General features: G+C 66.0%; 23 protein-coding genes. 10 read left to right on the forward strand and 13 right to left on the reverse strand.

All coding sequences use genetic code 11. From position 1 onward, the window contains the following. Positions 1–40: 40 nt before the first annotated feature. Positions 41–394 carry a GFA family protein gene (locus IEV87_RS19000; protein WP_188479389.1) on the forward strand — a complete coding sequence of 118 codons (354 nt, stop codon included), beginning with the start codon at positions 41–43 and terminating at the stop codon, positions 392–394. 3 nt (positions 395–397) lie between these two features. On the opposite strand, the gene pepT is transcribed toward IEV87_RS19000, so the two are convergent. The 6 genes from pepT to xrtD all read right to left on the reverse strand — a co-directional run bounded on the left by pepT (position 398) and on the right by xrtD (position 7,777). Next, positions 398–1,630, reverse strand: coding sequence for a peptidase T (gene pepT / locus IEV87_RS19005; RefSeq protein WP_188479390.1), 1,233 nt, complete (start codon positions 1,628–1,630; stop codon positions 398–400). Positions 1,631–1,639: 9 nt separating this feature from the next. Further along, complete coding sequence (gene amaB, locus IEV87_RS19010) at positions 1,640–3,154, reverse strand: L-piperidine-6-carboxylate dehydrogenase (RefSeq protein WP_188479391.1); 1,515 nt, start codon at positions 3,152–3,154, stop codon at positions 1,640–1,642. A 99-nt stretch (positions 3,155–3,253) separates the two neighbouring features. Continuing rightward, positions 3,254–4,519 carry an NAD(P)/FAD-dependent oxidoreductase gene (locus IEV87_RS19015; RefSeq protein ID WP_188479392.1) on the reverse strand — a complete coding sequence of 422 codons (1,266 nt, stop codon included), beginning with the start codon at positions 4,517–4,519 and terminating at the stop codon, positions 3,254–3,256. Positions 4,520–4,585: 66 nt separating this feature from the next. Beyond that, complete coding sequence (locus tag IEV87_RS19020) at positions 4,586–4,813, reverse strand: hypothetical protein (protein WP_188479393.1); 228 nt, start codon at positions 4,811–4,813, stop codon at positions 4,586–4,588. 119 nt (positions 4,814–4,932) lie between these two features. Further along, positions 4,933–6,003, reverse strand: a complete 1,071-nt coding sequence (locus tag IEV87_RS19025; RefSeq protein ID WP_188479394.1) for an acyltransferase family protein — start codon at positions 6,001–6,003, stop codon at positions 4,933–4,935. 157 nt (positions 6,004–6,160) lie between these two features. Continuing rightward, positions 6,161–7,777 (reverse strand): VPLPA-CTERM-specific exosortase XrtD, encoded by a 1,617-nt coding sequence (gene xrtD, locus IEV87_RS19030; RefSeq protein WP_188479395.1) that lies wholly within the window; start codon positions 7,775–7,777, stop codon positions 6,161–6,163. Positions 7,778–8,344: 567 nt separating this feature from the next. On the opposite strand from xrtD, the gene IEV87_RS19035 reads away from it, so the two are divergent. Next, positions 8,345–8,938, forward strand: a complete 594-nt coding sequence (locus tag IEV87_RS19035) for a VPLPA-CTERM sorting domain-containing protein (RefSeq protein WP_188479396.1) — start codon at positions 8,345–8,347, stop codon at positions 8,936–8,938. Between the two features lie 76 nt (positions 8,939–9,014). On the opposite strand, the gene IEV87_RS19040 is transcribed toward IEV87_RS19035, so the two are convergent. From IEV87_RS19040 to IEV87_RS19050, 3 genes are read right to left on the reverse strand one after another with little or no spacing between them, the layout of a single operon-like run. After that, positions 9,015–9,857 (reverse strand): CpsD/CapB family tyrosine-protein kinase, encoded by an 843-nt coding sequence (locus IEV87_RS19040; protein ID WP_188479397.1) that lies wholly within the window; start codon positions 9,855–9,857, stop codon positions 9,015–9,017. Between the two features lie 48 nt (positions 9,858–9,905). Beyond that, positions 9,906–11,492: a GumC family protein gene (locus tag IEV87_RS19045; protein WP_188479398.1), complete on the reverse strand. Its 1,587-nt coding sequence runs from the start codon at positions 11,490–11,492 to the stop codon at positions 9,906–9,908. Next, positions 11,489–12,409 carry an ExeA family protein gene (locus tag IEV87_RS19050; protein ID WP_229737700.1) on the reverse strand — a complete coding sequence of 307 codons (921 nt, stop codon included), beginning with the start codon at positions 12,407–12,409 and terminating at the stop codon, positions 11,489–11,491. Before IEV87_RS19050 ends, IEV87_RS19045 begins: the two co-directional genes overlap by 4 nt. Positions 12,410–13,138: 729 nt before the next feature. On the opposite strand from IEV87_RS19050, the gene IEV87_RS19055 reads away from it, so the two are divergent. From IEV87_RS19055 to IEV87_RS19080, 6 genes are all read left to right on the forward strand, one after another. Then, positions 13,139–13,807, forward strand: coding sequence for a sugar transferase (locus IEV87_RS19055; protein ID WP_188479522.1), 669 nt, complete (start codon positions 13,139–13,141; stop codon positions 13,805–13,807). Positions 13,808–14,035: 228 nt separating this feature from the next. Next, a complete protein-coding gene (locus IEV87_RS19060) occupies positions 14,036–16,507 on the forward strand; it encodes a tetratricopeptide repeat protein (RefSeq protein ID WP_188479400.1) in 2,472 nt (823 codons plus the stop codon). Between the two features lie 175 nt (positions 16,508–16,682). Then, positions 16,683–17,294, forward strand: coding sequence for a polysaccharide biosynthesis/export family protein (locus IEV87_RS19065; RefSeq protein WP_188479401.1), 612 nt, complete (start codon positions 16,683–16,685; stop codon positions 17,292–17,294). Positions 17,295–17,364: 70 nt separating this feature from the next. Beyond that, complete coding sequence (locus IEV87_RS19070; protein WP_188479402.1) at positions 17,365–18,711, forward strand: hypothetical protein; 1,347 nt, start codon at positions 17,365–17,367, stop codon at positions 18,709–18,711. 60 nt (positions 18,712–18,771) lie between these two features. Continuing rightward, positions 18,772–19,428 (forward strand): rhomboid family intramembrane serine protease, encoded by a 657-nt coding sequence (locus tag IEV87_RS19075; RefSeq protein ID WP_229737701.1) that lies wholly within the window; start codon positions 18,772–18,774, stop codon positions 19,426–19,428. Positions 19,429–19,526: 98 nt separating this feature from the next. Then, the gene (locus IEV87_RS19080) at positions 19,527–19,790 is read left to right on the forward strand and encodes a spike base protein, RCAP_Rcc01079 family (RefSeq protein WP_188479403.1); all 264 of its coding nucleotides are present in this window, start codon (positions 19,527–19,529) and stop codon (positions 19,788–19,790) included. Positions 19,791–20,338: 548 nt separating this feature from the next. On the opposite strand, the gene fliP is transcribed toward IEV87_RS19080, so the two are convergent. The 4 genes from fliP to fliF are packed head-to-tail and all read right to left on the reverse strand — an operon-like array spanning position 20,339 to position 23,538. Beyond that, on the reverse strand, positions 20,339–21,070 hold the full coding sequence (gene fliP / locus IEV87_RS19085; RefSeq protein ID WP_373284068.1) for a flagellar type III secretion system pore protein FliP: 732 nt from the start codon (positions 21,068–21,070) through the stop codon (positions 20,339–20,341). Further along, entirely contained in the window at positions 21,067–21,342 is a 276-nt protein-coding gene (locus IEV87_RS19090) for a FliM/FliN family flagellar motor switch protein (protein ID WP_188479404.1), read from the reverse strand. The genes fliP and IEV87_RS19090 overlap by 4 nt, the downstream gene beginning before the upstream one ends. Continuing rightward, positions 21,335–21,934, reverse strand: a complete 600-nt coding sequence (locus IEV87_RS19095; protein WP_188479405.1) for an ABC transporter ATP-binding protein — start codon at positions 21,932–21,934, stop codon at positions 21,335–21,337. The genes IEV87_RS19090 and IEV87_RS19095 overlap by 8 nt, the downstream gene beginning before the upstream one ends. Next, entirely contained in the window at positions 21,931–23,538 is a 1,608-nt protein-coding gene (gene fliF / locus IEV87_RS19100) for a flagellar basal-body MS-ring/collar protein FliF (RefSeq protein ID WP_188479406.1), read from the reverse strand. The genes IEV87_RS19095 and fliF overlap by 4 nt, the downstream gene beginning before the upstream one ends. A 122-nt stretch (positions 23,539–23,660) precedes the next feature. On the opposite strand from fliF, the gene IEV87_RS19105 reads away from it, so the two are divergent. Next, positions 23,661–24,149 carry a flagellar basal body-associated FliL family protein gene (locus IEV87_RS19105; RefSeq protein ID WP_188479407.1) on the forward strand — a complete coding sequence of 163 codons (489 nt, stop codon included), beginning with the start codon at positions 23,661–23,663 and terminating at the stop codon, positions 24,147–24,149. A 9-nt stretch (positions 24,150–24,158) separates the two neighbouring features. Next, complete coding sequence (locus tag IEV87_RS19110) at positions 24,159–24,533, forward strand: hypothetical protein (RefSeq protein ID WP_188479408.1); 375 nt, start codon at positions 24,159–24,161, stop codon at positions 24,531–24,533. Positions 24,534–24,535: the final 2 nt, after the last annotated feature.

The following is a 24,535-nucleotide window of genomic DNA, read 5'->3' on the forward strand; positions in this document are numbered from 1 at the left end:
CCGCCGCGGACCGCGACGCGCAACAACGGAGGGGCAGCCGATGCCGGTCGCAACCTGTCACTGCGGGGCGGTGACACTGGACCTGACCGCGCCTCCGTCAGAGGTGACGGAGTGCAACTGTTCCATCTGCCGGCGGTACGGTGTGCTCTGGGCCTACATGCCGCCCGCGGAGGTGACCATCCGCACGACCGGTCCGACCGATAGATATGTCCGGGAGGGCGGGGACCAGGCCTTCCAACGCTGCGCCACCTGCGGATGCGTCACCCACTGGCAGAAATTCGATCCCGCCTTCGACCGGATGGGCGTGAACGCCCGCCTGCTGCCGCCCGACATCCTTGCCGCTGCCCGTCTCCGCCATCTCGACGGGGCGGAGACGGATCGCTACCTCGACTGATCGTCAGCCCCGGACCGCGCGGCCGACCAGTGTCAGCATCAGCTCCGCCGCCCGGGCCATGTCCTGCACCGACACCCACTCCAGCGGGCCGTGGATGTTCTGCATCCCGGTGAACAGGTTCGGCGTGGGCACCCCCATCTCGGTCAGGCGCGACCCGTCCGTGCCGCCGCGAATCGGGCGGGAAACAGGCTCTATTCCAAGCGATTTCGCCGCGTCGAGCGCAAGGTTGACCGGAGTCATGTCTGTTTCCAGCCAGTAGCGCATGTTGCGGTACTGCGGGGTGATGGTGCAGGTGATCTCTGCCCGCGGCTCCCCGGCCTGCACGGCTTCGCAGACCTTGCGCACCAGCGCGCCCTTGGCCTCCAGACCGTCCAGTTCGAAGTCGCGGATGATCAGCTTCAGCCGCATCTCCGACGACCCGCCGGTCATGTCTGTCGCGTGGATGAACCCGTCCCGCCCGGAGGTCAGTTCGGGCACCATGGACCCCTGCGGCAGCGCGCCCACGATCTTGGACGCGAGGTGGATCGCGTTCACCAACTTGCCCGTCGCGTAGCCCGGATGGATCGACACGCCCTTGATGCGGATGTCGGCCCCGTCGGCAGAGAAGCTTTCGTATTCGACCTCTCCCACCTTTCCGCCGTCGAAGGTATAGGCGAAATCGCAGGCGAGGTCCTTGGGCAACTGCGTGCCGACCCCGCGCCCGATCTCTTCGTCCGGGGTGAAGGCGATGCGCAGCGGCGGGTGCGGCAGCTCCGGATGGGCCAGCAGGTGCTGCGCAGCGGCCATGATGATCGCCACCCCCGCCTTGTCATCCGCGCCAAGCAGCGTGAGACCGGAGGCCGTGACGATGTCATGCCCCTGTTTTTCCCCGAGATAGGGACTGTTTTCCGGCGACAGCACCAGTTCCGGATCGTCCGGATAGGTGATGTCCCCGCCGTTGTAACCCCGGATCACCCGCGGCTTTACCCCTGTCGCGTTGAACTGCGGCGCGGTGTCGACATGGGCCAGGAAACCGATGGTTGGTCCCGGTGCGGTTCCGGGGATGGTCGCCAGCACCACACCGTAGTCGGTCAGCGTGACATCCTGCGCCCCGATCTCCCGAAGCTCTCCCTCCAGCATCCGCAGCAGGTCGTACTGGATCGCGGTGGACGGCGCCGTGGGACTGTCGGCATCCGACTGCGTATCCACGGCGCAGTAGCGGACCAGCCGCTCCTCGAGGTTCCGGTCAAAGCTCATCTCATGCCCTCAGATATCGAACACGACGCCCTGCGCGAGCGGAAGTTCGCGAGAGTAGTTGATGGTGTTGGTCGCCCGCCGCATGTAGGCCCGCCACGCGTCCGAACCGCTTTCGCGCCCGCCGCCGGTCTCCTTCTCTCCGCCGAAGGCGCCGCCGATCTCCGCCCCTGAGGTGCCGATGTTCACGTTGGCGATCCCGCAGTCGGATCCGCGGGCAGACAGGAAGGTCTCCATCTCCCGCAGGTCGGTGGTGAAGATGGACGACGACAGGCCGCCGCCGACGGCGTTGTGATCTTCGAGAACAGTGTCGAAATCGGCGTATTTCATCACGTAGAGGATCGGCGCGAAGGTTTCGCGCAGCACCGGGCCGTCATGCACCGGCATCTCGACCAGCGCGGGATGCACGTAATATCCGTTGCCTTCCACGTCCGCGCGTGTGCCGCCATGGACCGTGCCGCCCAGGGCCTTCGCCTCCTCAAGCGCCGCGCCCATGCCGTCGAACGCCGCCTTGTCGATCAGAGGCCCGACGAGGGCGCTGGTTTCCAGCGGGTTGCCGACCGTGACCGACCCGTAGGCCTTCACCAGCGCAGGGACGATCTGGTCATAGACCGACTCGTGCACGAAAAGCCGCCGCATGGTGGTGCAGCGCTGCCCGGCCGTGCCCATGGCCCCGAAGGCAATCGCCCGGAGCGCCATGTCCATGTCGGCCGAGGGGCAGACGATGCCCGCATTGTTCCCGCCCAGTTCCAGAATGCACTTCCCGAATCGCGCCGCCACCTTCGGACCGACGATCCGGCCCATGCGGGTCGACCCTGTTGCGCTGATCAGAGCCACATTTTCCGACTCCACCAGTGTTTCGCCGACCTCCGGTCCGCCGACCAGAACCTGGCTCAGCCCCTCCGGCGCATCGCCGAACCGCGCCAGCGCGCGGTCGAGCACCGCCTGGCAGGCCAGCGCGGTCAGCGGGGTCTTCTCCGACGGCTTCCAGATCACCGGATCCCCGCAGACCAGCGCGAGGGCGGAGTTCCAGCACCACGGCGCGCAGGGGAAGTTGAAGGCGGTGATGATCCCGACGACGCCAAGCGGATGCCAGGTCTCCATCATCCGATGACCGGGGCGTTCCGTGGCGATCGTCAGACCGTACAGCTGGCGCGACAGGCCGACGGCAAAGTCGCAGATGTCGATCATCTCCTGCACCTCGCCAAGCCCCTCTGACGGGGATTTCCCCGCCTCGATGCTGACCATCCGGCCAAGGTCCTCTTTCGACTTGCGCAGTTCCTCCGCGAACAGGCGGACCAGCTCACCGCGGCGGGGGGCCGGCACCATGCGCCAGTCGCGGAAGGCGGCGCGCGCCTTGCCAATGGCGGCTTCCGTGGCGGCGGCATCGTCCACGGCCAGGGTCGCGACGACCTCACCCGTCACGGGCGACACCACCTGCATGCCCCCGTCGTGATCCAGATCGGCCGTGACCCCGCAGGCCTGCATCGTGTTCTTGGTGATCGCGGAAAGCGGCTTGGTCAGCATCGGGCGGCTCCTGTCAGGGGAATGGTCTGGCCGCACCCTATCCCCGCCCGGCGGGAACAGTCCAGCAGGCGGCGCCGCGCCCGGCAGCGCACCGTCGGGTCAAAGCCCGCGCAACATCTCTGCCCCATGCGCGGCCAGCGCCCCGGTCTCGTAATAGGCGGCCTTCGCGGCGGTGAAGCCTTCGGAATAGCTGTCGTCCGGGGTTACGGGCAGCCCGTCCTCCCGGCCGGAGACAACCGCCCCGGCCAGCGCCCGCCCGAACAGCGTCCCCGTCCCGATCCCCCGCCCGGAATAGCCGAACACCGCATAGCCACGGGGGCCGAGCCGCAGCACGCGCGGCAGGTGATCGCCGGTGGTGGCGATGGTGCCGTACCACTCATGCGCCAGCGCGACGCCCTTCAGCTGAGGATACAGCGCCTCCATCTTCCGCCGCGCCCAGGCCCGGTGCAGCCCCGATCCGGCGTGATCCAGCGACCCGACCGACCCGATGATGACCCGCCCCGCCGCGTCCCGCCGGAAGGAGGTCATGACCAGCGCCGTGTCCCAGCATCCCTCTCCGCCCGGCAGGATGTCCGCCAGCAGGGCCGGGGGCAGGGGGTCGGTGGCCATCTGGAAGAAGAACATCTTCGTGTAGCGGTCGCGTGCGGAACCGTAGGCATTCGTCCCTTCGATCAGCGCATCGGCGGTGACCCGGTGGCCGCCGACATGCATCTGCCAGAGGTCGTCGCGGTAGACGACCCCGGCCGCCCGCGCGCCCTGCACGATGCGCGCGCCCGCCGCCATGGCAGCCCGCGCCAGACCGACCGCATAGGCGCGGGGCTGTATCGTCCCTGCCCTCGGGTCGAACAGGGCGCCATGCACCTGTGCCGACCCGGTGCGCCGCCGCGCCTCCTCAGCCCCGATCAGGGATACCGGCGCGCCGATGCCCTGCAACTGGGCGCAGCGCGTCTCAAGCTCCGCGAATCCTTTTGGTGAGTGGGCACAGTGCAGGGTGCCCTGCCGGACCGCCTCGCACCGGATCTGATGCTTCTCGATCAGGTCGAAGACCAGCGAGGGCCCGCCGGACAAGGCCATGTTCAGCCGCGCCCCGGCTTCTGCGCCCATGATCCGCGCCACCTCTCCGGGCGGCAGCCAGAGCCCGGCGTTGACCAAGCCAACATTGCGCCCCGATCCGCCGAAGCCGACCTGCTCTGCCTCGATCGCGACGACCGAAAGCCCGGCCTCCGCGGCATGCAGCGCGGCGGACAGGCCGGTGAAGCCGCCGCCGATCACCGCAAGATCGACGTGCAGATCACCGTCAAGCGGCGCGGTATCGGGCAGGGGCCCGGCGGTGAGGGTCCAGAGATTGCCTTGGGCGGCGGTCATGGTCGGCTCCGTCAGGGAACCGCCGGATGCTTCGCCGGAACGGGCCGGATTGCAAGGGGGGGAGCGTTACGCCAGCGCCAGCTCTTCGCGGCTGTCGCGGCGGTTCAGAACCTGCGCGACGGAAATCAGCAGGGTCAGCGCGCCGCCGGACAGGCAGAGCACCGCCAGCGACCAGAGAAACCCGAACCCCGCCAGAAGGGCCACGAAGGCCAGGAGATAGGCAGGAACGGCCGCAAGGATCAGGGCGCCGAGGAAGCTGGCGCGCGGCTGTTTGCTGTGATCGTCGCAGGTCATGGCAGTGCCCTTTCAGGTGTCTCGCTAAGGAGTACACCCTTCAAGCAGGGCACAAATAAGGCACCATCAAGGGAATGCCGGGGCAGGATCCACAGGTCTGGCCGGGTCGGAACCGCGCCTCAGGACCCGGGCCGGCTGCCCAGAAGCAGGGTCCGCAGGATCGGCAGACGCCGCAATACCCGGTCGGCAAGGATCGGCCCGGCGATGCCCGCAGGCAGGGTCACCGCCAGCCACAGCTCGGGCGAGAGCCCGGGAAGACCCGCCCGCACCGCCAGCGCCGCCCCGACGAGGAAGAAGGGATGCAGCAGGTAGATCGCGAAGGCGTGCCGCCCGAGACCGGTCAGCCAGCCGACCCTTGGCCGCAGGAGGAACAGCCCGACCACGCCAAGCAGCCCGATGCAGAGCGACAGGGTGTTGTGCAGCGCGGGCAAGGTCAGCGCCGGTGCCAGCGCCAGCACGGTCGCCGCATTCAGCGAAACCGCAAGCGCGACGGCCCCGGCAAGGCGGAGGCGCGCTGCCGCCGGCGAGCGTGAGGTCCGGCGGACCGGCGGATGCATCCCGCCCGCGAACAGCAGCCCGGTACAGAAGAAGACGGCCAGCAGCACGGCCTGGGCAAAGGCGAAAAGGGTGACATCGGGCACCCCGAGCGCCCCGGTCCAGACCAGTGCTGACCCCACGCCCAGCAACAGCGCCGCCACATCGTGCCGCCCGCCCAACACCCGCGCCAGGACAAGCACCGACCCCATGATGAGGAACAGCGCCTGCAGGAACCAGAAATGCGCATAGGGCAGCAACAGGACCCCGGGCCAGGCCGGACCAACACCCCCGCGCAGAAGCCACAGCAGGGTGCCAAGGGTCGCCAGCGGAATCAGCAAGGCCCCGGCCCGGCCCAGGACGGCAGCCCTCAGCGACCCTTCGGCCGCGCTGATGGCGACCGACCGGAAGGCATAGCCCGACACGAAGGCGAACAGCGGCATCCGGATATGCGACAGCGATGCATTGATGACCGGGACCCAGTGGTCCCCCGCCAGTTGCGGACCCGCGGCCGTTGCATGGAACAGCACCACGCCCAGACAGGCGAGGCCAGACAGCGCGTCGATCTCTTCCCGGCTCCGCGCGACGGCGGGAAAGAGGCGGGACGGAAACAGCCTGCGCGCGCCGGTATTGAACGTATCGTCATATATGGACATGGCAGCCCCTGCCTTGCCCCGGCTCCTCCCCACGGACAGGGAAAGCCTGACGCCAATATGGATAATTTTTGATTAATTTCGACGTCGATGGTCGGTGACAAAGGCCGGGCCGGGCCGTCTCACCCGGCCCGGCCCGTCACAACTTCCCCGAAGCGGGTCACTGGCCCGGAATATACCGCGGCATCACGTCCAGCGTTTCCAGAAGCATGGCTTTCAGCCGGTCTTCGGCCTGCTTCTCCGTCTCGCCCTGGTTGATCGGCGTGATCAGCCGCACCAGCGCGCCGTCGGTGCGCCCGATCGTGAACCCGTCCCACAGCAGCCAGAACTTCGCGGCGAAGTCCCAGGCGATGTGTCGCCCGTGCTGTTCGAACCAGTAATAGGCCACCATCCGGTATTCGCCCTTCTGGATGACCGCGCGGTTCAGGTTGAACGGTTCGCTCAGGCCGATCTCGGGCGCGATGTCGACCCGTTCCAGCCAGGCGATTTCCCAGCCCGCGCCGGGCAGGCAGATCTCGGGCGAATGGGTGCCGCCCTTCGTCTGGTCGTCGTACCAGGCCGAGAAGAATTCCACGCGCGAGGTGACCGGGTTCTTTTCAAGCGGATTGACGAAGGTGACCTGGTGGTAATCGTCCGCGCCAAGCGTCTTGGCGACCTTGGGTTCGAGGATCTGACGCCCCCCCGCCTGCTGCCAGTCGCCCATGCGGGTCGGGAAGGTGGCAAAGCTCTCGCGAACCGGAATGGAAATCTGCGGCGCCGGGCGCACGTACCAGGCCCCCGCCGCGCCGACCATCAGGACAGCGCCCAGGATCATGCCGCGGGAATTCTCCACCAGGCGGATCCGCGCCAGCTGCTTGCCGAGATCGGTGGTGTCGAGATCCAGCGCCTCGGTCAGGGACATCTTGCGCGGGTTGAACAGCAGCATCAGCCAGGCCAGCAGGAACAGCAGACCGACGCAGGCCATGAAGATCACCCAGCCTTCGAAGAAATGCGAAAAGCCCTCGACATGCTCAAGGCCCCAACGGTCCACGATCCATCCTGCAATCGCGATCCGGACAGAGTTCATCAGCACGGTGATCGGCGCGGCCGAAATCAGCAGCACCGCCTTGTGCCACATCGGCCCCTTGTAGAGCACGGCGAAGATGTAGCTGAACGACAGGATCGGGAAGAGGTAGCGCAGGCCGGAACAGGCCTCGGCCACGTGCAGCTTGTAGACCCCGAGGTCGATGATGTTGCCCTCGAGGAAGACCGGCACGCTCATCAGCTGCAGGAACCAGACGCCCAGTTCGGACGAAATCGCCTGCAGGAAGGTCGACATCTTGAAGTAGAGCACCCCCGGCAGCGGCAGCATGTAAACAAGGTGCAGCACCGGCGGCCAGAACCGCTTGCCCTGCGACCACCCGAAGGAAATCAGCAGGATCGCCCCGACCCAGAGGATCAGCGCATAGGCCACCACGTCTTCGATGCCCGAGAACTTTCCGATCGCACCGAAGAAGATCGCGATGACCATCAGGGCGAGCCCGGGGATGGTGTTCACCGGTCCGGTGTGGATGTCCTCTTCCTTCAGCTGGCGCAGGAACAGAAGTGCCGACAGCACCGGGATCAGCGGCCCGTGGCTGTATTCGGGCGCTTCCCAGGCGGACAGCAGGGTTTCGATGCCTTCCCAGAAGAACGCCACCGCCGCAACGGTCGCGAGGATCAGCCAGTAGAGGCCCGGATTGAGAAGGTCGAGGAATCCCGCGCGGCGCGGCGGATCGGAATAGTGATATGTGGCCATATGAATGTTCCGTCGCAAAAGGGACTGCCAGCAGCAGACGTGGAAATGTACCGCGACACTGTTTCACGCCGCACCCGCATCGTGCAAGCTTTCCGCGATCCGGGCCACGTCCTTGTGAACGATCCGGCAAATCGGTCCGGACTGTTCCACGAATTTGTCCTTTATGTGGCAGCGCTTGGCCGGTCCTGGCGTCCGGAGCGCCTCGATGTCGGCGCGATCGGCAGGGCGGAGGGGAATCGGGGCCGGAAGGCGGACGCTGTGTGATTCGCGCCACTGTCCACTGAGCGAACTGGCGGGCGGAAAGCTTGCGAACCCTGTTTATCTTGAAAATACGCACAATATCAGGAACTTAATTGCGGCAAGATCGCATTGCGCGCCCCGGCGGCTCTCAACCTTGCATTGCGGTCACACCATGGACCACACGGCGAACCGCTGTTTTTTTCAACAACACAAGGTCACGTAACGGAAATTCTTCAGAATCTTGATCATTCGTTCTCGCATCCGCAGCAAAATGGTATATTCTGGTCAGTAATGTGACCCCTCACTTGAACGCAGGAACCTTTCAGAATGAACGTGTTGCCCCTCCGCGCGCTCGCCACTGTCGCCTCCATCGGCCTGACCAGTGTTGCTGCGCAGGCGTCGACGGTCGATTTCGCGATCGACACCAGCGCCTCTTCCATCACCGTCGCGGACACCAGCGTCCTGACGGCATCTCTCTTCATCCCGACCGATTACAGCTTCTCGCTGAACGTGGGCGAAAGCGAATCCTTCGACTTCGCGATCTGGGACTTCGTTGGCGAAGGCACGACCGACGTCACCGTGTCGCTGGTCTTCTCCTCCCCGTCCGCAACGGTCGGCGGCTCCGGTGAAGCCAAGGTTGCCACGCTCAGCTTCATGGGCCTGACCCTGACCGCTGCCGGCATTTCCTGGGACAGCATCGTGACCACCGTGGCCGGTGGCGCGACCTTCTCTGTCGATTTCGGCGACTTCACCAGCTACACCAGCGACAACGTGGTCAAGGTCGTTTCCAGCGCCACCGTCACGCTGGACGCCTACACGCCGCCGGTTCCGCTGCCGGCCACCGGCCTGATGCTGGTTGGCGCCGTGGGCGGCATGGCCGTTCTGCGCCGCCGCAAGCAGTCGGACAAGCAGGCCGCCTGAGGCCTTCGGGACTTACGAATGAAAAAGCCCCGCATCGGAAGATGCGGGGTTTTTGTTTGTCCGGAAGGTGCCGGGCCTATTTGGAATAGTAGTCGTAGCTGGCATACACGTCGCTCTTGAAGCGCGTCTTGTTCAGCACCACGCCCAACACGTTCGTCTGTTCGGACAGCATCCGCTCCGACCGGTCGATCTGTTCGACGGTCGAGGCACCGGCCTCCGCCACGATCAGCGCGCAGTCCGTCTTGTTGAGGAAACCCGAGGTATCGTCGCTCTGCAGCAGCGGCGGCATGTCGAAGATCATCAGGGACGGACCGTAGACGGCCTCGATCTCGTCCAGCGTCTTGGCCGAGCGAGGGCTCTGCAGCAGTTCGGAAGAGTTGTTCACCGGCCCGACGTTCAGGGAAATTGCGACGTTGTTGCCGATCCGCCGTGCCTGGTCCGCGAAATCGACCTGACCCGTCAGCACCGCATCGGCGCCGAACTCCGGCCCGTTGGCGCCGGGACGCTGGAGCAGCGTCTTCAGCGACGGGCGCCGCATGTCGAGATCCATCAGGATCGTATTCAGATCGACCTGCCGGCCAAAGCTCAGCGCGAGGTTGGCGGCGACGGTGGTCTTGCCGCAGCCCGCGTCCGGAGAGGTCACGACAAGCCGTTTCCAGCCGTTCGCATCCATCATCTGCTTGATCCGCGTCCGCAGCATGTCGAAGGACGAAGACTTGCGTCCCCCGTCCAGCGACACGACCCGGCGGGATTCAAGGCGGTCCTTCCGGTCCTGCTCCAGCGGAGCGATCGCCTGCCAAAGCGCCTCGCGGGCGGCGGCCACGTCCTGTTCGGACCCGTCGACCCCGGCCGGAACCGCCGGCGCCTGCGTCGAGCGCTGCTGCCGGGCCTTTTCGATCGCGGCTTGAAGTTTTTCCATCAGTCAGGTCCTCAATACAGTGCAGCCTGCGGGCCGTCTTGTTTCCGGTCAGATTCCAAGCCGTACCTGGACCCGCGCCCAGACGGTCTCCAGCGGCAGGTATCTCTGGTCGACCACATAAAGCGCCCCCACGCAGAGAATCCCGACCACCGCGATGGTGACGAGACCCACGCTCAGGCGGCGTGCCGTGTCGCGCTGGTTCGGCATGTAGGGGATCGTCGCCAGCGGCGTGATGCCAAGCGCCCGGGTCAGTTCGGACGGGCGACGGATCGACCCGTTCATGAATTCCAGCAGGAAGATCAGACCGATACCGGCGGCCAGACCAACGGTGCCACCGGCGGCCGCGATCAGTTTGCGGTTCGGGCTGGTCGGCTGGGACGGCTCGGTCGGCTGTTCGATCACGCTGATCCGCTGCCCGCGTGAGGACAGTTCGATCCGCTCACCGGTTTCCGCGGCGTTCAGCCGCTTGATCGCGTTGCGGTACTGTTCCTGCGTGTTCTCGTATTCGCGCTTCAGCGCTTCGAGCCGGACCGCGTTGGCGGGCGTTGCCTGGATCGCCTCTTCCAGCGTCACCATCTCGTCCTCGATCTGCGGGATCTGGGCTTCCATGAACTTCCGGCGGGTGTCGAGCTCCACCAGCTGCGCGTTCAGCGTCGGGCTGTCGGTCAGCTGCCGCGCACCGGGTTCGGGCAGGGCGGTCAGCCCGCCGTCGTCGGTCGCTTCCGCTTCCTCCTCCGCCTGAGCCTGCGCGCCGATCAGCGCCGCTTCGATCTGGTCGACACGTTTCTGTAGCAGTCTGATCTGCGGGTTGTTGTCACTGTAGACCAGCTGCGCGGAGGCCAGGTCGGCCCGCGCCTGCGCCAGCTGCCGTTCCACCGGATTGGACGCGGCGTTCGAGCTGTCCTCGACCCGGCCGGTCGCCTCGTAAAGCGCGATCAGGTTCTGGCGCTGCGCATCATTGGAGTCGATGTCCCGCCGCAACTGGGACAGCCGTTCCTGAAGGATATTCAGCCGGGACTGGCGATAGGTCTGTCCCTCGGGCAGGGCGTTCAGGTTCTGGTTCTGGAAATCGATGATGCGGGCGCCACGGTCGTCAAGCTGGGTGCCGAGCTTCTGCACCTCCTGCTTGAAGAAGTTCAGCGTCTCTTCCGCGATGCTCGTCCGCAGGCGGACGTTTTCGTCAAGGATCGAGGTGACATAGGCATTGGTCACGTCGGTCGCGATCCTGGGAGACCGGGCGTTGAACGCGATGTACATCGTCGTCGCCTGGTCCCGCCCGGTAGAGGTGTTGAACACGGTCTGGCTGGTCATGCCCGACACGATCTCGTCCGGGGTCATCTCTGACATGTTCTCGAACACGTTGTAGCGCCGCGCGATGTTCAGCAGGTTGGCGCGCGTCAGCAGCTTCTGCCGGATCACGCCAAGCTGTTCGCCAAGACCGGTCTGCACCGTGGAGCTGGCCAGATCGTCCGGAATCTGCGGCTGTTCGACCAGCAGCTTGGAGCTGGAGGTGTACACCGGCGGCAGGCTCAGCGCGACCCAGATGCCGATGGCCATGCCCGCGATGGCAAGGCTCAGCATCAGGGGCAGGCGCTTCAGCATCAGGCTGACGTAAAAGCGGACGTCGGAGTTCATTTCCAGAACCTCTTCTTGATCTCTTCTTCGGGCTCGGACCCGGTGTGGATGAAGCGAAGCTGATCCGGCGAGGGCGGCAGCGTCTTCTCGTCGCCGGTTCCGGCGGGCGTATCTTCGGGTTCGTCACGGGTGGTGACGAACAGGTTGTCTTTCAGGACGTTGCGCACAATCCCGACACCGATCTTGGTGCGGTCGTCGGACGCCGCGTAGATCATGCAGAGGTCGCACATCTTGTTGACCAGCCGGGGCACGCCGCCCGACATCTCCGCGACGATGGAGATCGCCTTGGCGCTGAACTCCTCACCTGTTCCCCCGGCATGGACCAGACGATGCCGGATATACCCGGCAACCGTCTTCCGGTCCATCGGAGTCAGGTGATAGCTGGCCGCGACGCGCTGCGCGAACTGACGCAGCTCCGGCCGCTCGATCATGGTGCGCAGCTCGGGCTGGCCGATCAGGATGAGCTGCAGCAGTTCGTCCTTGTTGGAATTAACGTTGGTCAGCATGCGCAGTTCTTCCAGCGCCTCGCGCGACAGGTTCTGCGCCTCGTCGATGACAAGAACGACATGGCGACCGGCGGCATATTCCGCCAGCAGGTAGTCCTGCATCTTCTGGAACAGGCCGACATAGTCCATCGCGCCGTCGTGGCTGACGCCAAGCGCGTTCAGTGCCCATCTCAGCAGTTCACCGCGTCCGCCCTGCGCGTTGGAGATGAGCCCGACGGTCACGCCGTCCTCCATCCCGCGCAGCAGGGCCTGCAACAGGGTCGTCTTGCCCGCCCCGACCTCTCCCGTCACCAGGGTGATCGGCGCCCGCGACAGGATTCCGTATTCCAGAACGGAAAAGGCCCTGCGATGCGCCGGGGTCCAGAACAGGAAATCCGGATCGGGAAGCAGGGTGAAGGGGCGTTCCTTCATATTGAAGGCGCTGGCATATAGCCCGGCAGTCGACAAAACAGTACCTCGAATGTCGCCCGCTTCCGGGCGCTTACGTCTTGAAAACATAATGTGCGCAGTCTCGGGCACAGATGCAACAAAAGCGGAGGCCGCTCCACAGAAATACTCCGGGTGTACCGCTGCCGACGCGACCGTTGCGTGGATGCTGCACTGCAACATCGTTTCGCGCAAGGAATTCCTGAAGTGCTGTCATATCAGTATTTTGACAGCCGGTTTCGCACTCGCAGAAAATCCCGCGCCGCAGCGACCGTCCGGCAGATACCGCGGTGCGGCGGCGGTGACGCGGGGGCAGGGGTGGCGATTCGGACAATGTTGGAATGTGAAACAATCGTAGTGCTTTACCCGGTTTTGATACCGTTAACGAAGAAGGGATTTTGCTCGGGCGCATAGTTTTGTATCATTAGGCAAGGACCCGCCGGTCCTACCGCGCTGCGGCGAGGATATTGAAACGAGAATTGTAACACTTTGAATTAAAAGAAAAAGATGCGCATGTTGCGCGTCGGGTAGCCGGGAAAAACCCGGGAAATCGAGCAAAAAGACTGTGATTCGATTGCGGCGAAAGTCGGGCCGCTTCGTGTTTTTGACTTGGCATGCTGCACCAGCAGCATAGTATTAGAGGCGAACGAAGTTGGACGAAGACATTTTGAGCTGCCCCCCTCACCCCGATGCACGGAGTATGGCGCGTTGAGTATGATAAGCGAACCGATTGACACCAAGACCCGCTACCGTCAGTCCCCCGAAACCATATCCCTCCTCTCCTACCGCCGGACCTTCAAGCGTCTGCTGGATATTGTCGCCGTGCTGCTGCTTGCGCCGGTTGCCGTTCCGCTGATCGCCGTGATGGGTCTTATGGTGATGCGTGACGGAGGGTCCCCCTTCTACCGCCAGCGCCGGATCGGCCGGAACGGTCGCGTCTTCGCGATTCTCAAGCTGCGCACCATGGTCATCGACGCCGAAGCGCGCCTGACCCGCTACCTCGAGGAAAATCCCGAGGCCCGCGCCGAATGGGATTCGACCCAGAAGCTGCGCAAGGATCCCCGGATCACCCGCACCGGCCGTCTGCTCCGCAAGACCTCGCTGGACGAACTGCCGCAGCTCTGGAACGTGTTCATGGGCGACATGAGCCTCGTCGGCCCGCGTCCGATGATGTGCTCGCAGCGGTCGCTCTACCCCGGCACCGCCTACTACAACCTGCGTCCCGGCATTACCGGCAGCTGGCAGGTGTCCGAGCGGAACGAAAGCGAATTCGCCTCGCGCGCGGCCTATGACGCCAGCTACGACAAGGAACTGACGCTTGGCACCGACCTGAACATCATGTTCCGCACCGTTGGCGTGGTCCTGCGCGGCACCGGCTGCTGACCGCCTGAACGGAAACCGGACGAAACCGAACGCCGCGCCCCAGGGTGCGGCGTTCTGCGTTTCACCGCGTGCGCCATCCGCCGCGCAGGGCAGACAAGCCCGCCCTTTCCCCGGGATTGTTTCGCGGCCTCGGAAAAAATCCTTCGTGATTTGGACAGGGCGGGATAATCGGGTACTCTCCGCCGGACCCCTTTGCGGGACCCTGTTTGCCAACCAACGGATATTTTGATGAACCTCAGATTGCTAGTATGTGGACTGGTCCTCGTTCTCGGTCTTGCCGGATGTGACAGCCCGGAAGAACAGGCGCAGTCGCATTTCGAAAGCGGAATGGAGCTGCTGGAAAAGGGCGACAACGCCCGCGCATACGTTGAATTCCGCAACGCTCTGCAACTGGTCCCCACGCACCGCGAGACACTCGTCGCCTATGCCGACGCGCTCGAAGCGCAGGGCAACCGCCCCCAGGCCTTCGGTCTGCGCCGCCGCCTGGCCGAAATGTCGCCGGACCAGGCCGGCCCGACACTGGACCTGATCGACCGCGCGATGGAGCTTCAGGACTGGGAAACCGCCGAAAATTACGTCCCGCGCGCCGTCGAACTCGACCCCGAAAATCCGCGCACCAAGGCCGCGCAGCTGGCCCTGCAATACCGCGAATCCCACGATGACCTTTCTGCCAGCCGCGAGATCGTGCAGGAGGCCCGCGCGCTCCGCGACTCCGCGCTGCCCGACAGCATCGTCCTGCGTCAGATCATGCTCGACGGCATGGTCCGCGACGGCGAATTCGAAGACGCGCTGACCGAAATCAACCAGCTGATCGCCGCCCGACCCGACGACATACAAAGCTACCGGCTGCGGCTCCAGCTGCTGAACCAGACCGGACGCCAGGACGATCTCGAAGCCGCGCTGCGCGAGATGATCGAACGCTTCCCCGAAGACGACGCCTCCGAACAGCTGCTGATCCGCTACTACATGTCCCGCAAGGACGTGGCGAAGGCTGAAGAGTTCCTGCGCAGCCGCGTGCCCGCAGAGGGCCGCGCGGAAGAGGAACGTCAGGCCGTCATCCAGTTCCTCGCCGCCACCGGCGGACCCGAGGCCGCGATGAAGGAACTCGACCGTCTGATCGCAGAGGTCCCGGATGCCACGCGCTACCGGTCTCTCCGCGCCGCGCTGGTCGCACAGCAGGGCAACCCGCAGCAGGCCATCGACGACCTTCAGGGGCTGCTCGAAACCGCCAAGGCAAAAATGGCCGAAGAGGATCTTTCGGACGACGAACGCCCGCAGGCCAAGACGGTGAACGAAGCCCGTGTCCTGCTTGCGCAGCTGCTCGCCCAGACCGGCAATTCCGTTGCCGCGCGACGCGAGGTCGAAACCGTGCTGGCCGAGGATCCCTCCCAGATCGGTGCCCTTCAGATGAAGTCGGCCTGGCTGACCGCCGAGGACAAGATGGACGAGGCGCTCGCCCTGCTGCGCCGCGCGCTCGACACCGCGCCGGACGATGCCAACACGCTGACCCTGATGGCCCAGGCGCATCTGCGCAGCGGTGACCGGCAGCTCGCCGGGGACATGCTGTCGCGCGCGGTCTCGGGGTCCGGTCACGCGATCCCGAACGTTCTGCGCTACGTGCAGTTCCTTGTCGCGGACGGCAAGCTCCTGCCGGCGGAGGACGTTCTGATCGATGCCCTGCGCCTGACCCCGGATCGCCTTGAACTGCTGGTGCCGCTTGGCGAAATCTACCTCCGGCAGGAGGACTGGCCGCGCACCGCGCAGGTGGAACAGACCCTGCGCCGCATCGGTACGCCCCCGGCTCTGGAACAAGCGGACCGCCTGCACCTCGGCATGCTCGGCGGACAGCGCCGGAACGATGACGCGCTCGCCTTCCTGCAGGAACGCGCCGGCGCGTCCGACGCCTCTCTCGGGGACAAGGTCGCGCAGCTGCGCGCCCAGGTCGCCACCGGCAAGACAGAGGAAGCGCGGACCTACCTCGACGACCTCATGGGCGAGGATCCGGACAACCAGACGCTGCAGTTCCTGAACGCCGCGCTCAAGGTCCAGTCCGGCGATGTCGCGGGCGGTATCGAGGATTACCGCGCCCTCGTCGCCGCCAACCCGCAGAACGAACGCCTGCGTCTCGAACTCATCCGCGCCCTGTCCCTCGACAAGCGCCCGGAGGAGGCGCAGGAGGCGCTCGACGCCGCGCTCAAGGACATCCCCGAGGGTCCGGACCTGCTCTGGATGCACGCGGGCAACCTGGAACGCGAGGGCGATGCCGAAGGCGCGATCGCGATCTACGAAAAGCTCTACTCCCGCGACACCGGACGGTCGATCCTGGCGAACAACCTCGCCAGCCTGCTGTCCACGGCGCGCGAGGACGAGGAAAGCCTCGACCGGGCCTGGCAGATGTCCCGCCGCCTGCGCAACGCCGAACTGCCCGCATTCCGCGACACCTATGGCTGGATCGCCTACCGCCGCGGCGACTATGAAGAGGCGCTTCCGCATCTCGAAGCCGCCGCCGCCGCGCTGGAGAACGAACCGCTGGTCACCTACCACCTCGGCATGACCTACGCCGCCCTTGGCCGCACCGACGACGCCCGCGCGACCCTGACCCGCAGCGTCGAACAGGCGGAACAGATCGGCCATGCCGCGGCGATGGATGCCAAGGCGAAGGCGGAAAAGGCCCTCTCCGGGCTCGAGACCGGCCAGTAAGGCAGCCGCTGCGACATCCCGGCCGGCAACAGCGCGAACTGTTGCCGGCTGGCGACGCGGGACGTCCGAACCGGTGAAAACGGGTAAATTTCCTTTGCTTTTCGGCAGCGGCCGGTTCCATAAGAAACAAAATTCCCGTCCGACGACGTCGGGAGACCAGTCAAGGGGCAGTTCCATGATCCGACTCTTCGTTTTCCTCGCCGCGATGCTGACCGCCGGGTCCGCCGTGGCGCAGTCCGGCAACTACGCGATCCGCGAGGGCGACACGCTCCGGGTCGAGGTCGCCGAAGACAGCAGCCTGAACCGCAGCGTTCTGGTTCTGCCGGGCGGGAAGATCAGTTTCCCCTATGCGGGCGCCGTCCAGGCCAGCGGCCGGACGACCTCCCAGGTGGAACGCGCGCTCTCCACTCAGATGGCCAGCGCCTTCGCCAGCCCGCCCTCCGTCTACGTCGCGGTGACGAACATTCCCGAACGTCTCGGCGGCGACATGGCCGAGGAAGAGGAAGAGACCATCGCGATCTACATGCTCGGCGAAGTCGACAAGCCGGGCCTGATCGAGGTCAAGCCGGGCACGACGATCCTGCAGGCCCTGTCCCAGGCCGGCGGCCTGTCGCCCTTCGCGGCGACCAAGCGGGTGCAGCTGCGCCGCCGCGACCCGCAGTCCGGCAAGGAATATGTCTACAAGATCAACTACCGTGCCATCTCTGACGGTGCCGCGCTGACCGGGAACGTCTACCTGAGCGAAGGCGATGTCATCCTGATCCCCGAACGCCGCCTGTTCGAGTGACGGGGTACGCGGTCCGATGACGTCCGGGGGGGCAGGAAAACGCGCAGGCCGCATCGGCCTGGCAGGGGTGGTGACACTGGGTCTTCTGACCCAGGGTGGCGTGCATGCGCAGCAGACCGACAACGACTTCGGTTCGAAGCTCACGCTGCGCTTTTCGGAACGTCTGATCGCCGATGACAACCTTGGCCTGACCGCCGGGAATCAGCCGACATCGGTCTACGCCCGCACAGGGCTTGACCTGAACTTCACCACCCGCACCCGCACGGACCGCTTCAGCCTGCGCGGCGGCATCGACTACGACGCCGGCCGCCTGGGGAATAACGGGACCGAAGGCCGCATCGAAAGCCGCAACTTCGGCCTGACCTACCGGCGCGAGATCGGTGACAGCGAATTCGAATTCATCTCGAACTATCGCCGCAACCGTACGTCCAACCGGACCGAGGTCGACGACCTCACCGGGGAAGACCTGATCGTCAACGGTGGTGACGTCGCGCGCTGGCAGAACGAATTCACCCTCGCGATCGGGCAGGAAAGCACGGTTGGCCTGATCCTCAGAGGTTCCCGGCAGGACATCGAGTACGACAACAACGCTGTCGGCGGGGTCGACCGGACATCGCAGAGCCTGTCGCTCAGCGTGCCGGTTCGCGTCACGCCCGTCGCCGTCATCACCCCCTTCGCCGGCCTCAGCCGGTCAGAGCGGGACAATGCCCAGGAATACACCTCGGAAAACCACTACTTCGGGGTATCTGCCCGGCTGCAGGCAGGCGAAGCCCTGACCTGGAACGCCAGCATCCAGCACACCGATCTCGACATCCGCACCACCGTCGCCCCGGGGATCCGGGCGCTGCGCGAACGCAAGGGTGTCGCGGCAAACCTCGGTTTCAACATGGCGCGTCCCAACGGGACGATCTCCGGTTCCGTCTCGACCTCCGTGCAGACCTCGGGCCGGCAGTACAACGCCTTCCTCCGCCGGGAGCTGAAGCTCCCCCGCGGCAGCGTCGGCGTCCAGATCGGGGCTGGCAAATCCGATACCAGCGACCTGTCGCCGCTGTTCGGGCTCGACTGGACCTACGACACCCGCCGCGCGAAGTTCGGCGCCACCGTCCGCCAGCAGCTGACCTCGGACGCCGGCAGCGAATCCATCGTCTCCGTCGTATCGCTGAAGGCATCGGGGGATCTGACCGAAACGACCTCGTGGTCCACCGAAGCCTCCTACTACGACTACGACTCCCAGTCCGCCGCCGTCACCGACTACCGCCGGCTCGACCTGGAACTCGGCCTGACCCGCGACCTCACGGCCGACTGGGAACTGACCGCAGGCTACAGGTATCGCAACATCGACCGGACCGGCCAGGCGCGACGGTCATCCAATTCGGTCTATGTCGGCCTGCAACGGGAATTCTCCTACCGGCCCTGATCCTGCGGATCCGGCCGCGTCCGGTTCGCCCGAGGCCACAAAGGAAAGCGGGACAGCTTCGTGACCCAACTACGCCGCCGCGCCGCGCCGGAAGAATTCCCCGAAGACGGGCGGCTGGCCCTGACGCTTGTCGTCCTGATCGCGGCCTGCACGGCGCTGGAACTGGCGCTTTCCGCCGATGACTTCGGGTTGATCGGGTCACGGCCCGGCCTGCTGCGGCGCGAAGCCTACGACTACGGTGCCTTCTGGCCCGGCCTGCTTCGCGACTGGCCCGCGAACTACCCCGGTCAGCCCGCGCTGATGTTCGTCACTCACGCCTTCCTGCACGGCGGCCTGTCCCACCTCGCGATGAACATGATTACGCTCTGGTCGCTCGGCAACGGTGTGATCGCCCGTGTCGGGCAGCGCCGTTTCCTCGCCATCTACGCGATCTCGGCTCTGGGCGGAGGCATCGGCTTCGGCCTGCTCGCCGGGACCCTGACGCCGATGGTCGGTGCCTCAGGTGCGCTCTTCGGCCTCGCCGGGGCCATCATCGCCTGGGCAACGCTCGACCGGAGGGCGGATCGCCTCGGTCTCGGCCCGGTGCTGAAGGTGCTTGCCTATCTCGTCGCGCTGAACCTCGTGATGTGGCTTGTGCTGGCCGGGCATCTCGCCTGGCAGACCCACCTGGGCGGTTTCATCGCCGGGGCCCTGGCAGCCATCTGGCTGGACCGGTAGGGCACCGCGCGGTGCTGGCAGATTTGATTAACCAATTCCGCCTAGGGTCCCCTCCGTTGCATCAGACGCGGCCCCCGCCGCCAGCCGGAGAGACCACCATGCCCGACGATTCCTTTGCCCGCCATGCCGCCAGCCTGCACAGCCCGGCCCTGCGGCTTGAACCGATCACGCCCGACGATGGCGCAGACCTGACCCGTACGACCCGCGCGATCAACGTCGCCCAGTCCGGAACCGTGCGGGTCGTGACCGCCGGAGGAGACACCGCCGACATCTTCGTCGCCGCCGGCATCGCCTTCCCGGTTCGCGCAACGCGGATCATGGCGACGGGCACGACCGCCACAGGCATCTGCGGGATGAGCTGACGCGCCGGGTACCGGTGCCGGTTGCGGTGCCGTCCACAGCAATGCCCCGCGTTGCGGACCGAAGGCGCAGGGTCCACCAGGAAACCGGCATCGCCGGTGCCCGGCGCTGTCCCCGTTAACGCTTTGCTTGGTCGGCCCACTTTAAGTGACCGGATTGGCCGCGCCGCCTTGCGGTATCGGCCCCCCGCACTGCGGGCCCGGACCAATCCCGCGCTCTCCTCCCGCCGGGTCTCATCATGCGCCGGACACCACCGCGTCGGCCCGGTACCCGATCAGACCGCCACCGATGAGCACCCCGTCTCGCCGCATCAGTCGATCCACCGCATGCCGGTTGCGGCAAGAACAATGGAAACCGCCCGATGACCCCCTCACCACAGCCCCATCCCGGACACCGGTCTGCCGTCGTGTCCGCCCTGGCACAGCAGTCGCCCGCCTTTTCCCCGCTGCGGTCCACAGCGGCCCTGAACCAACCCCTTCACGCAACAATTCCCCGACCGGCCTCTCCCGCCACTGCCGTTGCCCTGTATCTGACCCGCGATAAGCCCGCGTCAGGAATAGCTTCGCACCAGGCTCCCCGCGATCAGGGACCACCCGTCCGCGATCACGAAGAACGCCAGCTTGAACGGGAGGGAGATCACGGCGGGCGGCACCATCATCATGCCCATGGACATCAGCACCGCCGCGGCCACCAGGTCGATGATGAGGAACGGCAGGTAGACGAGGAATCCGATCTGGAAGGCCCGCGCGATCTCCGACAGCATGAAGCTGGGCACCAGCACGGAAAGCGGCACTTCCTGGGTCACGGTACCGTCGCCGGGCGGGCGCAGCGCCGCCATGGTTGCCAGCGTATCCGGGTCCACCCGGCCGGACATGAAGACGCGGAATGGCGCGATGGCGGCCCGCGCGGCCTCCTCCAGCGGGAGGGTGCCGTCGATCATCGGCTCCACGCCCGCCACCCAGGCCGCCTGGAAGACCGGCTCCATGATGAAATAGGTCAGGAACAGCGCCAGCGACACGATCAGCATGTTTGGCGGGGACTGCTGCAGCCCGATGGCCGTGCGCAGGATCGACAGCACCGTCACGAGGAACGGAAAGCAGGTCACCATGATCGCCAGGCCGGGCGCGATGCTCAGCACGGTGATCAGCACGATCAGCTGGATGGACCGCGCCGTCAGCGATCCGCCCTCGCCAAGGTCGATGGTCATCTCCTGCGCCCCCGCGGTCCCGGCGGCAAGGATCAGGCACAGCCCGAGGGCAAGGCGGACGCAGGCGCGGCTCACAGGTCGTCCCTGAGCTCCGTCACCTCGGTCAGCCGAACCGCCAGCTGGCCGGCCTGCGCGCCCTCCATTTCCTCAAGCTCGCCGCGCGCGATCAGGCGGTCGCCGACGAACAGCTCCACCGGATCTTCGACCCGCCGGTCCAGCGGCAGGACGGCGTTGTGCTCCATCGACAGCAGGTCCTGGATCAGCGGATGCGCCTTGCCGACAGACACCGTGATCTCGATCGGGATGGAGGAGAAGGGATGGCTCTTGTCGGCGGAGGGGTTATCCATGGCGGACGCTCCTTTCGGTTTCTTGCAACTGGGTCTCCACCGCCTCGCGGATGCCGGCGATGACGGGGTCGAGGTCGATCTGCCGTTCCTGCCCGGACATGCGCAGGAACACCTGACCCTCCGCCAGCGTGTCGTCGGCCGTGGCGGTGACCGGGAAACCGGCATCCGCCTCAAGGAACGACCGGATCAGCGGCAGGTCGGCGGGCGCGCTCACGATCTCGACCTCCTGCGCCCCGGCGGTGCCCGCCATTTCCGTCAACTGTTCGACCACGCGCGGGCCGAGCGTCTGTCGCATCGCCTCTGGCAGAACCAGCGCGACGATATCCTCCAGCAGCCCGGTCACCGACTGCATGACGTGCGAATGCGCCTCGTGATAGGTGAAGGACAGGTCCTGAAGGTTGCGGGCAAAGTCGTCCCGGATCCGCGTCGCCTCCCCGTCCTGCGCCTTGAGGGAGTCGTCCCACCCGGCTTTGTACCCATTCTCGAACGCCTCCAGCCGCAGCGTTTCCAGCGACTCCTCGGTCATCGCCTGCGGGGTCACCGGTGATGCCGGCGGCTGCCCGAAATCCTCGAGAAGGTGAGAAATGCTCATTGCGCCGGCTCCTCGCGATCCTCGAGCCAGCCGCGGAGGATCTCCACCGCCTCATCCCGCCGTTCGGTGATAAGCGACTGCAGCCGCGCGACCGGATCGTCACCGGAGTCCGTCCCGTCGAAGCCCGGCAGCCCGCCGGTGTCGAAGTCGGAAATGATCGGCAGGTCGGGCAGGGCGAAATCGTCATCCGCGATCTCCCCGGTCAATGCCTCACCCTCCGGCTCCGGCGCGGCAGCGCCGGTGGCCGGGGCGGGCAGGGAGGACAGACCGGCGGGCGGGGCGCGCAGCACCGGCCGGATGACGAACAGGCCGAGGATCAGCGCCACCACCGCCAGCAGCGCAATCTGCGCGATCGACACCGGGTCGGGCGCGAAATCCTGCAGCCAGCCGTCGCTGACCTGCGTCCCCTCCGGCACGATCTCCTCGAACAGCATCGACTTGATGGTGATGACATCGCCCCGGTCCTCGTCGAACCCCACGGCGGACTGGACGAGATCGCGCAGCGTCGCGATCTCCTCCTCCGTGCGGGGGGTGAATTCAGTCGTGCCATCCTCCTGCGTCACCTGCTGCCCGTTGATGAGGATCGCCACCGTCATCCGCTTGACCGCGCCGGGCACGCGCAGGATTTCCCGTTCGGTTTCCGAGACTTCGTAATTCACCCGTTCGCGATTTTCGCTCGACTGGGAACTGGAGCCGCCGCCGCCCGTCTCGGAATCCGGCAGGTTGGAGGCCACCGTGACCTCCCCGGAGCCATTGCTCGACGTCCCGCTACGCGTCTCCGTCTCTGTCGATATGGCGACGCGGCTGTCGGGATCGAACCGGCGTTCGCGGATGGATTCGCTGTCGGTCTCCGTATCCAGGCTGATCTCGACCACGGCATTGCCATAGCCGACCCGCGCCTCCAGCAGGCGCTGCACCTTGTCGCGCAGCCGGTCCGCGCGGTCCGCACCTGCCGTGTCCGGGGCAGGGTCGGGATCGCCCGCCAGCAGTTCCCCCGCGCCGTCGATCACCGCAACATCCTCCGGCCGCAGGCCGGCAACGGCAGAGGCGACCAGAAATTTCAGCGCCCGTACCTGCCCGGCGGTGAGGCTGCCCGACCCGCCGACAGACACGGAGGCCGTCGGTTTCAGGTCGCGCTGGAACGGGTTGGAGCCCGCGTTCGCGATATGCACCCGCGCGCTCTGGATCTGAGGGCTGGCGGCGATTGTGCGCGCCAGCTCACCCTCCTTCGCGCGCCAGTAGGCGGCGTCGAACATCTGCGAGGTCATTCCGAAGCCGCTCAGCGAATCGAGCAGTTCGTACCCCTGAGTCGTGTTCCGCGGCAGCCCCTCGCTCGCCAGGGTCATCCGCAGTTCGTCGCGCCGCGCCCGGCTGACATAGATCGCGCCGCCGCGCACGTCGAAATCCGCGCCGCGCTGTTCCAGCGCCCTGACGACGTCACCCGCCTGCCCGTCTTCGAGCCCGGAATAAAGCAGCGCCAGCCCCGGCTGCGTCACCATGCGGGTCAGCGCGGCGAGCGTGACGACCGTCGCGATCACCGAAAGCACCGCAACCGCGCGACGGGCCGGAGTCATCCCGGTCCAGATGTCGATAAGCTGGGTCAATCCTGCCTCCTGACAGGGCGACGTCCTGTCGCCCGGTGACCTCCTTCTACCCCGCTACGGCTTAACAGTCGGTTAGTCCCTCCCGGCTAATGTCACGAAGGAACGAAAGGACGGATTCCCGCATGTCAGAGCCTGAAACCGAAGACGAATCGCCCCCGAAGAAGGCCTCCAGGCTGCCGCTTGTGATCGGCCTCGTGGTGGCGCTTGTCGGCGGCGGCGGCAGTTTCTTCGCGATCTATTCCGGTTTGCTCTTCGGCAGCCCCGCGTCCGAAGACATGGCAGAGGCGGAGCCGGAAGAAACCGACATGCCCGACGTCAGCTACGTGCCGATCGAACCGATGACCATCAGCCTCGGACGGTCCTCTGACGCCCGGCATCTGCGGTTCCGCGCCCAGCTCGAAGTGCCGAAATCCCGGCAGGGCGCGGTCGAAACCGTCCAGCCCAGGGTTGTCGATGTGCTCAATTCCTACCTCCGCGCGGTGGAAATTGCGGACCTCGAAGATCCTTCGGCCCTTGTCCGCCTGCGGTCGCAGATGCTGCGCCGCGTTCAGGTGGTCGCGGGCCCGGGCAATGTAAACGACCTGCTGGTCATGGAATTCGTGATGAACTGAGGGGCGGAGATGGACATGATTGCCGATATATTCCTGGTGGCCGGAGCCTTGGGCGCCGCTTTCTACTGCTTTGTGCTGGCACGTCGACTGACCCGGTTCAACGATCTGGAAAACGGTGTCGGCGGCGCTGTTGCGGTGCTGTCCGCGCAGGTCGACGATCTGACAAGGACGATGGAGGCCGCGCAGGCCTCCGCCGCTGAAAGTGCCTCCTCTCTCGGGCAGCTGACCAGCCGGGCGGAGGATGCGGCGCGCAAGCTTGAGATGCTGGTCGCCTCTCTGCATGATCTGCCCGCGCAGGACAGCGCCGACGACGATCCGGGTCCGGCGGCGGCCAAACCCGAACCCTTCGTGTCGCGCCGCGTCGCCGGGTCGCGGGGGCACTGATG

This window comes from Primorskyibacter flagellatus, assembly GCF_014638275.1.
In the GTDB taxonomy this organism is placed as follows: domain Bacteria; phylum Pseudomonadota; class Alphaproteobacteria; order Rhodobacterales; family Rhodobacteraceae; genus Pseudooceanicola; species Pseudooceanicola flagellatus_A.

What these genes read in the sequence shown, in the direction of transcription:
- IEV87_RS19000 (WP_188479389.1), top strand. Translation starts at nt 41, where the DNA reads ATGCCGGTCGCAACCTGTCACTGCGGGGCGGTGACACTGGACCTGACC.
- pepT (WP_188479390.1), bottom strand. Translation starts at nt 1,630, where the DNA reads ATGAGCTTTGACCGGAACCTCGAGGAGCGGCTGGTCCGCTACTGCGCC.
- amaB (WP_188479391.1), bottom strand. Translation starts at nt 3,154, where the DNA reads ATGCTGACCAAGCCGCTTTCCGCGATCACCAAGAACACGATGCAGGCC.
- IEV87_RS19015 (WP_188479392.1), bottom strand. Translation starts at nt 4,519, where the DNA reads ATGACCGCCGCCCAAGGCAATCTCTGGACCCTCACCGCCGGGCCCCTG.
- IEV87_RS19020 (WP_188479393.1), bottom strand. Translation starts at nt 4,813, where the DNA reads ATGACCTGCGACGATCACAGCAAACAGCCGCGCGCCAGCTTCCTCGGC.
- IEV87_RS19025 (WP_188479394.1), bottom strand. Translation starts at nt 6,003, where the DNA reads ATGTCCATATATGACGATACGTTCAATACCGGCGCGCGCAGGCTGTTT.
- xrtD (WP_188479395.1), bottom strand. Translation starts at nt 7,777, where the DNA reads ATGGCCACATATCACTATTCCGATCCGCCGCGCCGCGCGGGATTCCTC.
- IEV87_RS19035 (WP_188479396.1), top strand. Translation starts at nt 8,345, where the DNA reads ATGAACGTGTTGCCCCTCCGCGCGCTCGCCACTGTCGCCTCCATCGGC.
- IEV87_RS19040 (WP_188479397.1), bottom strand. Translation starts at nt 9,857, where the DNA reads ATGGAAAAACTTCAAGCCGCGATCGAAAAGGCCCGGCAGCAGCGCTCG.
- IEV87_RS19045 (WP_188479398.1), bottom strand. Translation starts at nt 11,492, where the DNA reads ATGAACTCCGACGTCCGCTTTTACGTCAGCCTGATGCTGAAGCGCCTG.
- IEV87_RS19050 (WP_229737700.1), bottom strand. Translation starts at nt 12,409, where the DNA reads ATGAAGGAACGCCCCTTCACCCTGCTTCCCGATCCGGATTTCCTGTTC.
- IEV87_RS19055 (WP_188479522.1), top strand. Translation starts at nt 13,139, where the DNA reads ATGATAAGCGAACCGATTGACACCAAGACCCGCTACCGTCAGTCCCCC.
- IEV87_RS19060 (WP_188479400.1), top strand. Translation starts at nt 14,036, where the DNA reads ATGAACCTCAGATTGCTAGTATGTGGACTGGTCCTCGTTCTCGGTCTT.
- IEV87_RS19065 (WP_188479401.1), top strand. Translation starts at nt 16,683, where the DNA reads ATGATCCGACTCTTCGTTTTCCTCGCCGCGATGCTGACCGCCGGGTCC.
- IEV87_RS19080 (WP_188479403.1), top strand. Translation starts at nt 19,527, where the DNA reads ATGCCCGACGATTCCTTTGCCCGCCATGCCGCCAGCCTGCACAGCCCG.
- IEV87_RS19090 (WP_188479404.1), bottom strand. Translation starts at nt 21,342, where the DNA reads ATGGATAACCCCTCCGCCGACAAGAGCCATCCCTTCTCCTCCATCCCG.
- IEV87_RS19095 (WP_188479405.1), bottom strand. Translation starts at nt 21,934, where the DNA reads ATGAGCATTTCTCACCTTCTCGAGGATTTCGGGCAGCCGCCGGCATCA.
- IEV87_RS19105 (WP_188479407.1), top strand. Translation starts at nt 23,661, where the DNA reads ATGTCAGAGCCTGAAACCGAAGACGAATCGCCCCCGAAGAAGGCCTCC.
- IEV87_RS19110 (WP_188479408.1), top strand. Translation starts at nt 24,159, where the DNA reads ATGGACATGATTGCCGATATATTCCTGGTGGCCGGAGCCTTGGGCGCC.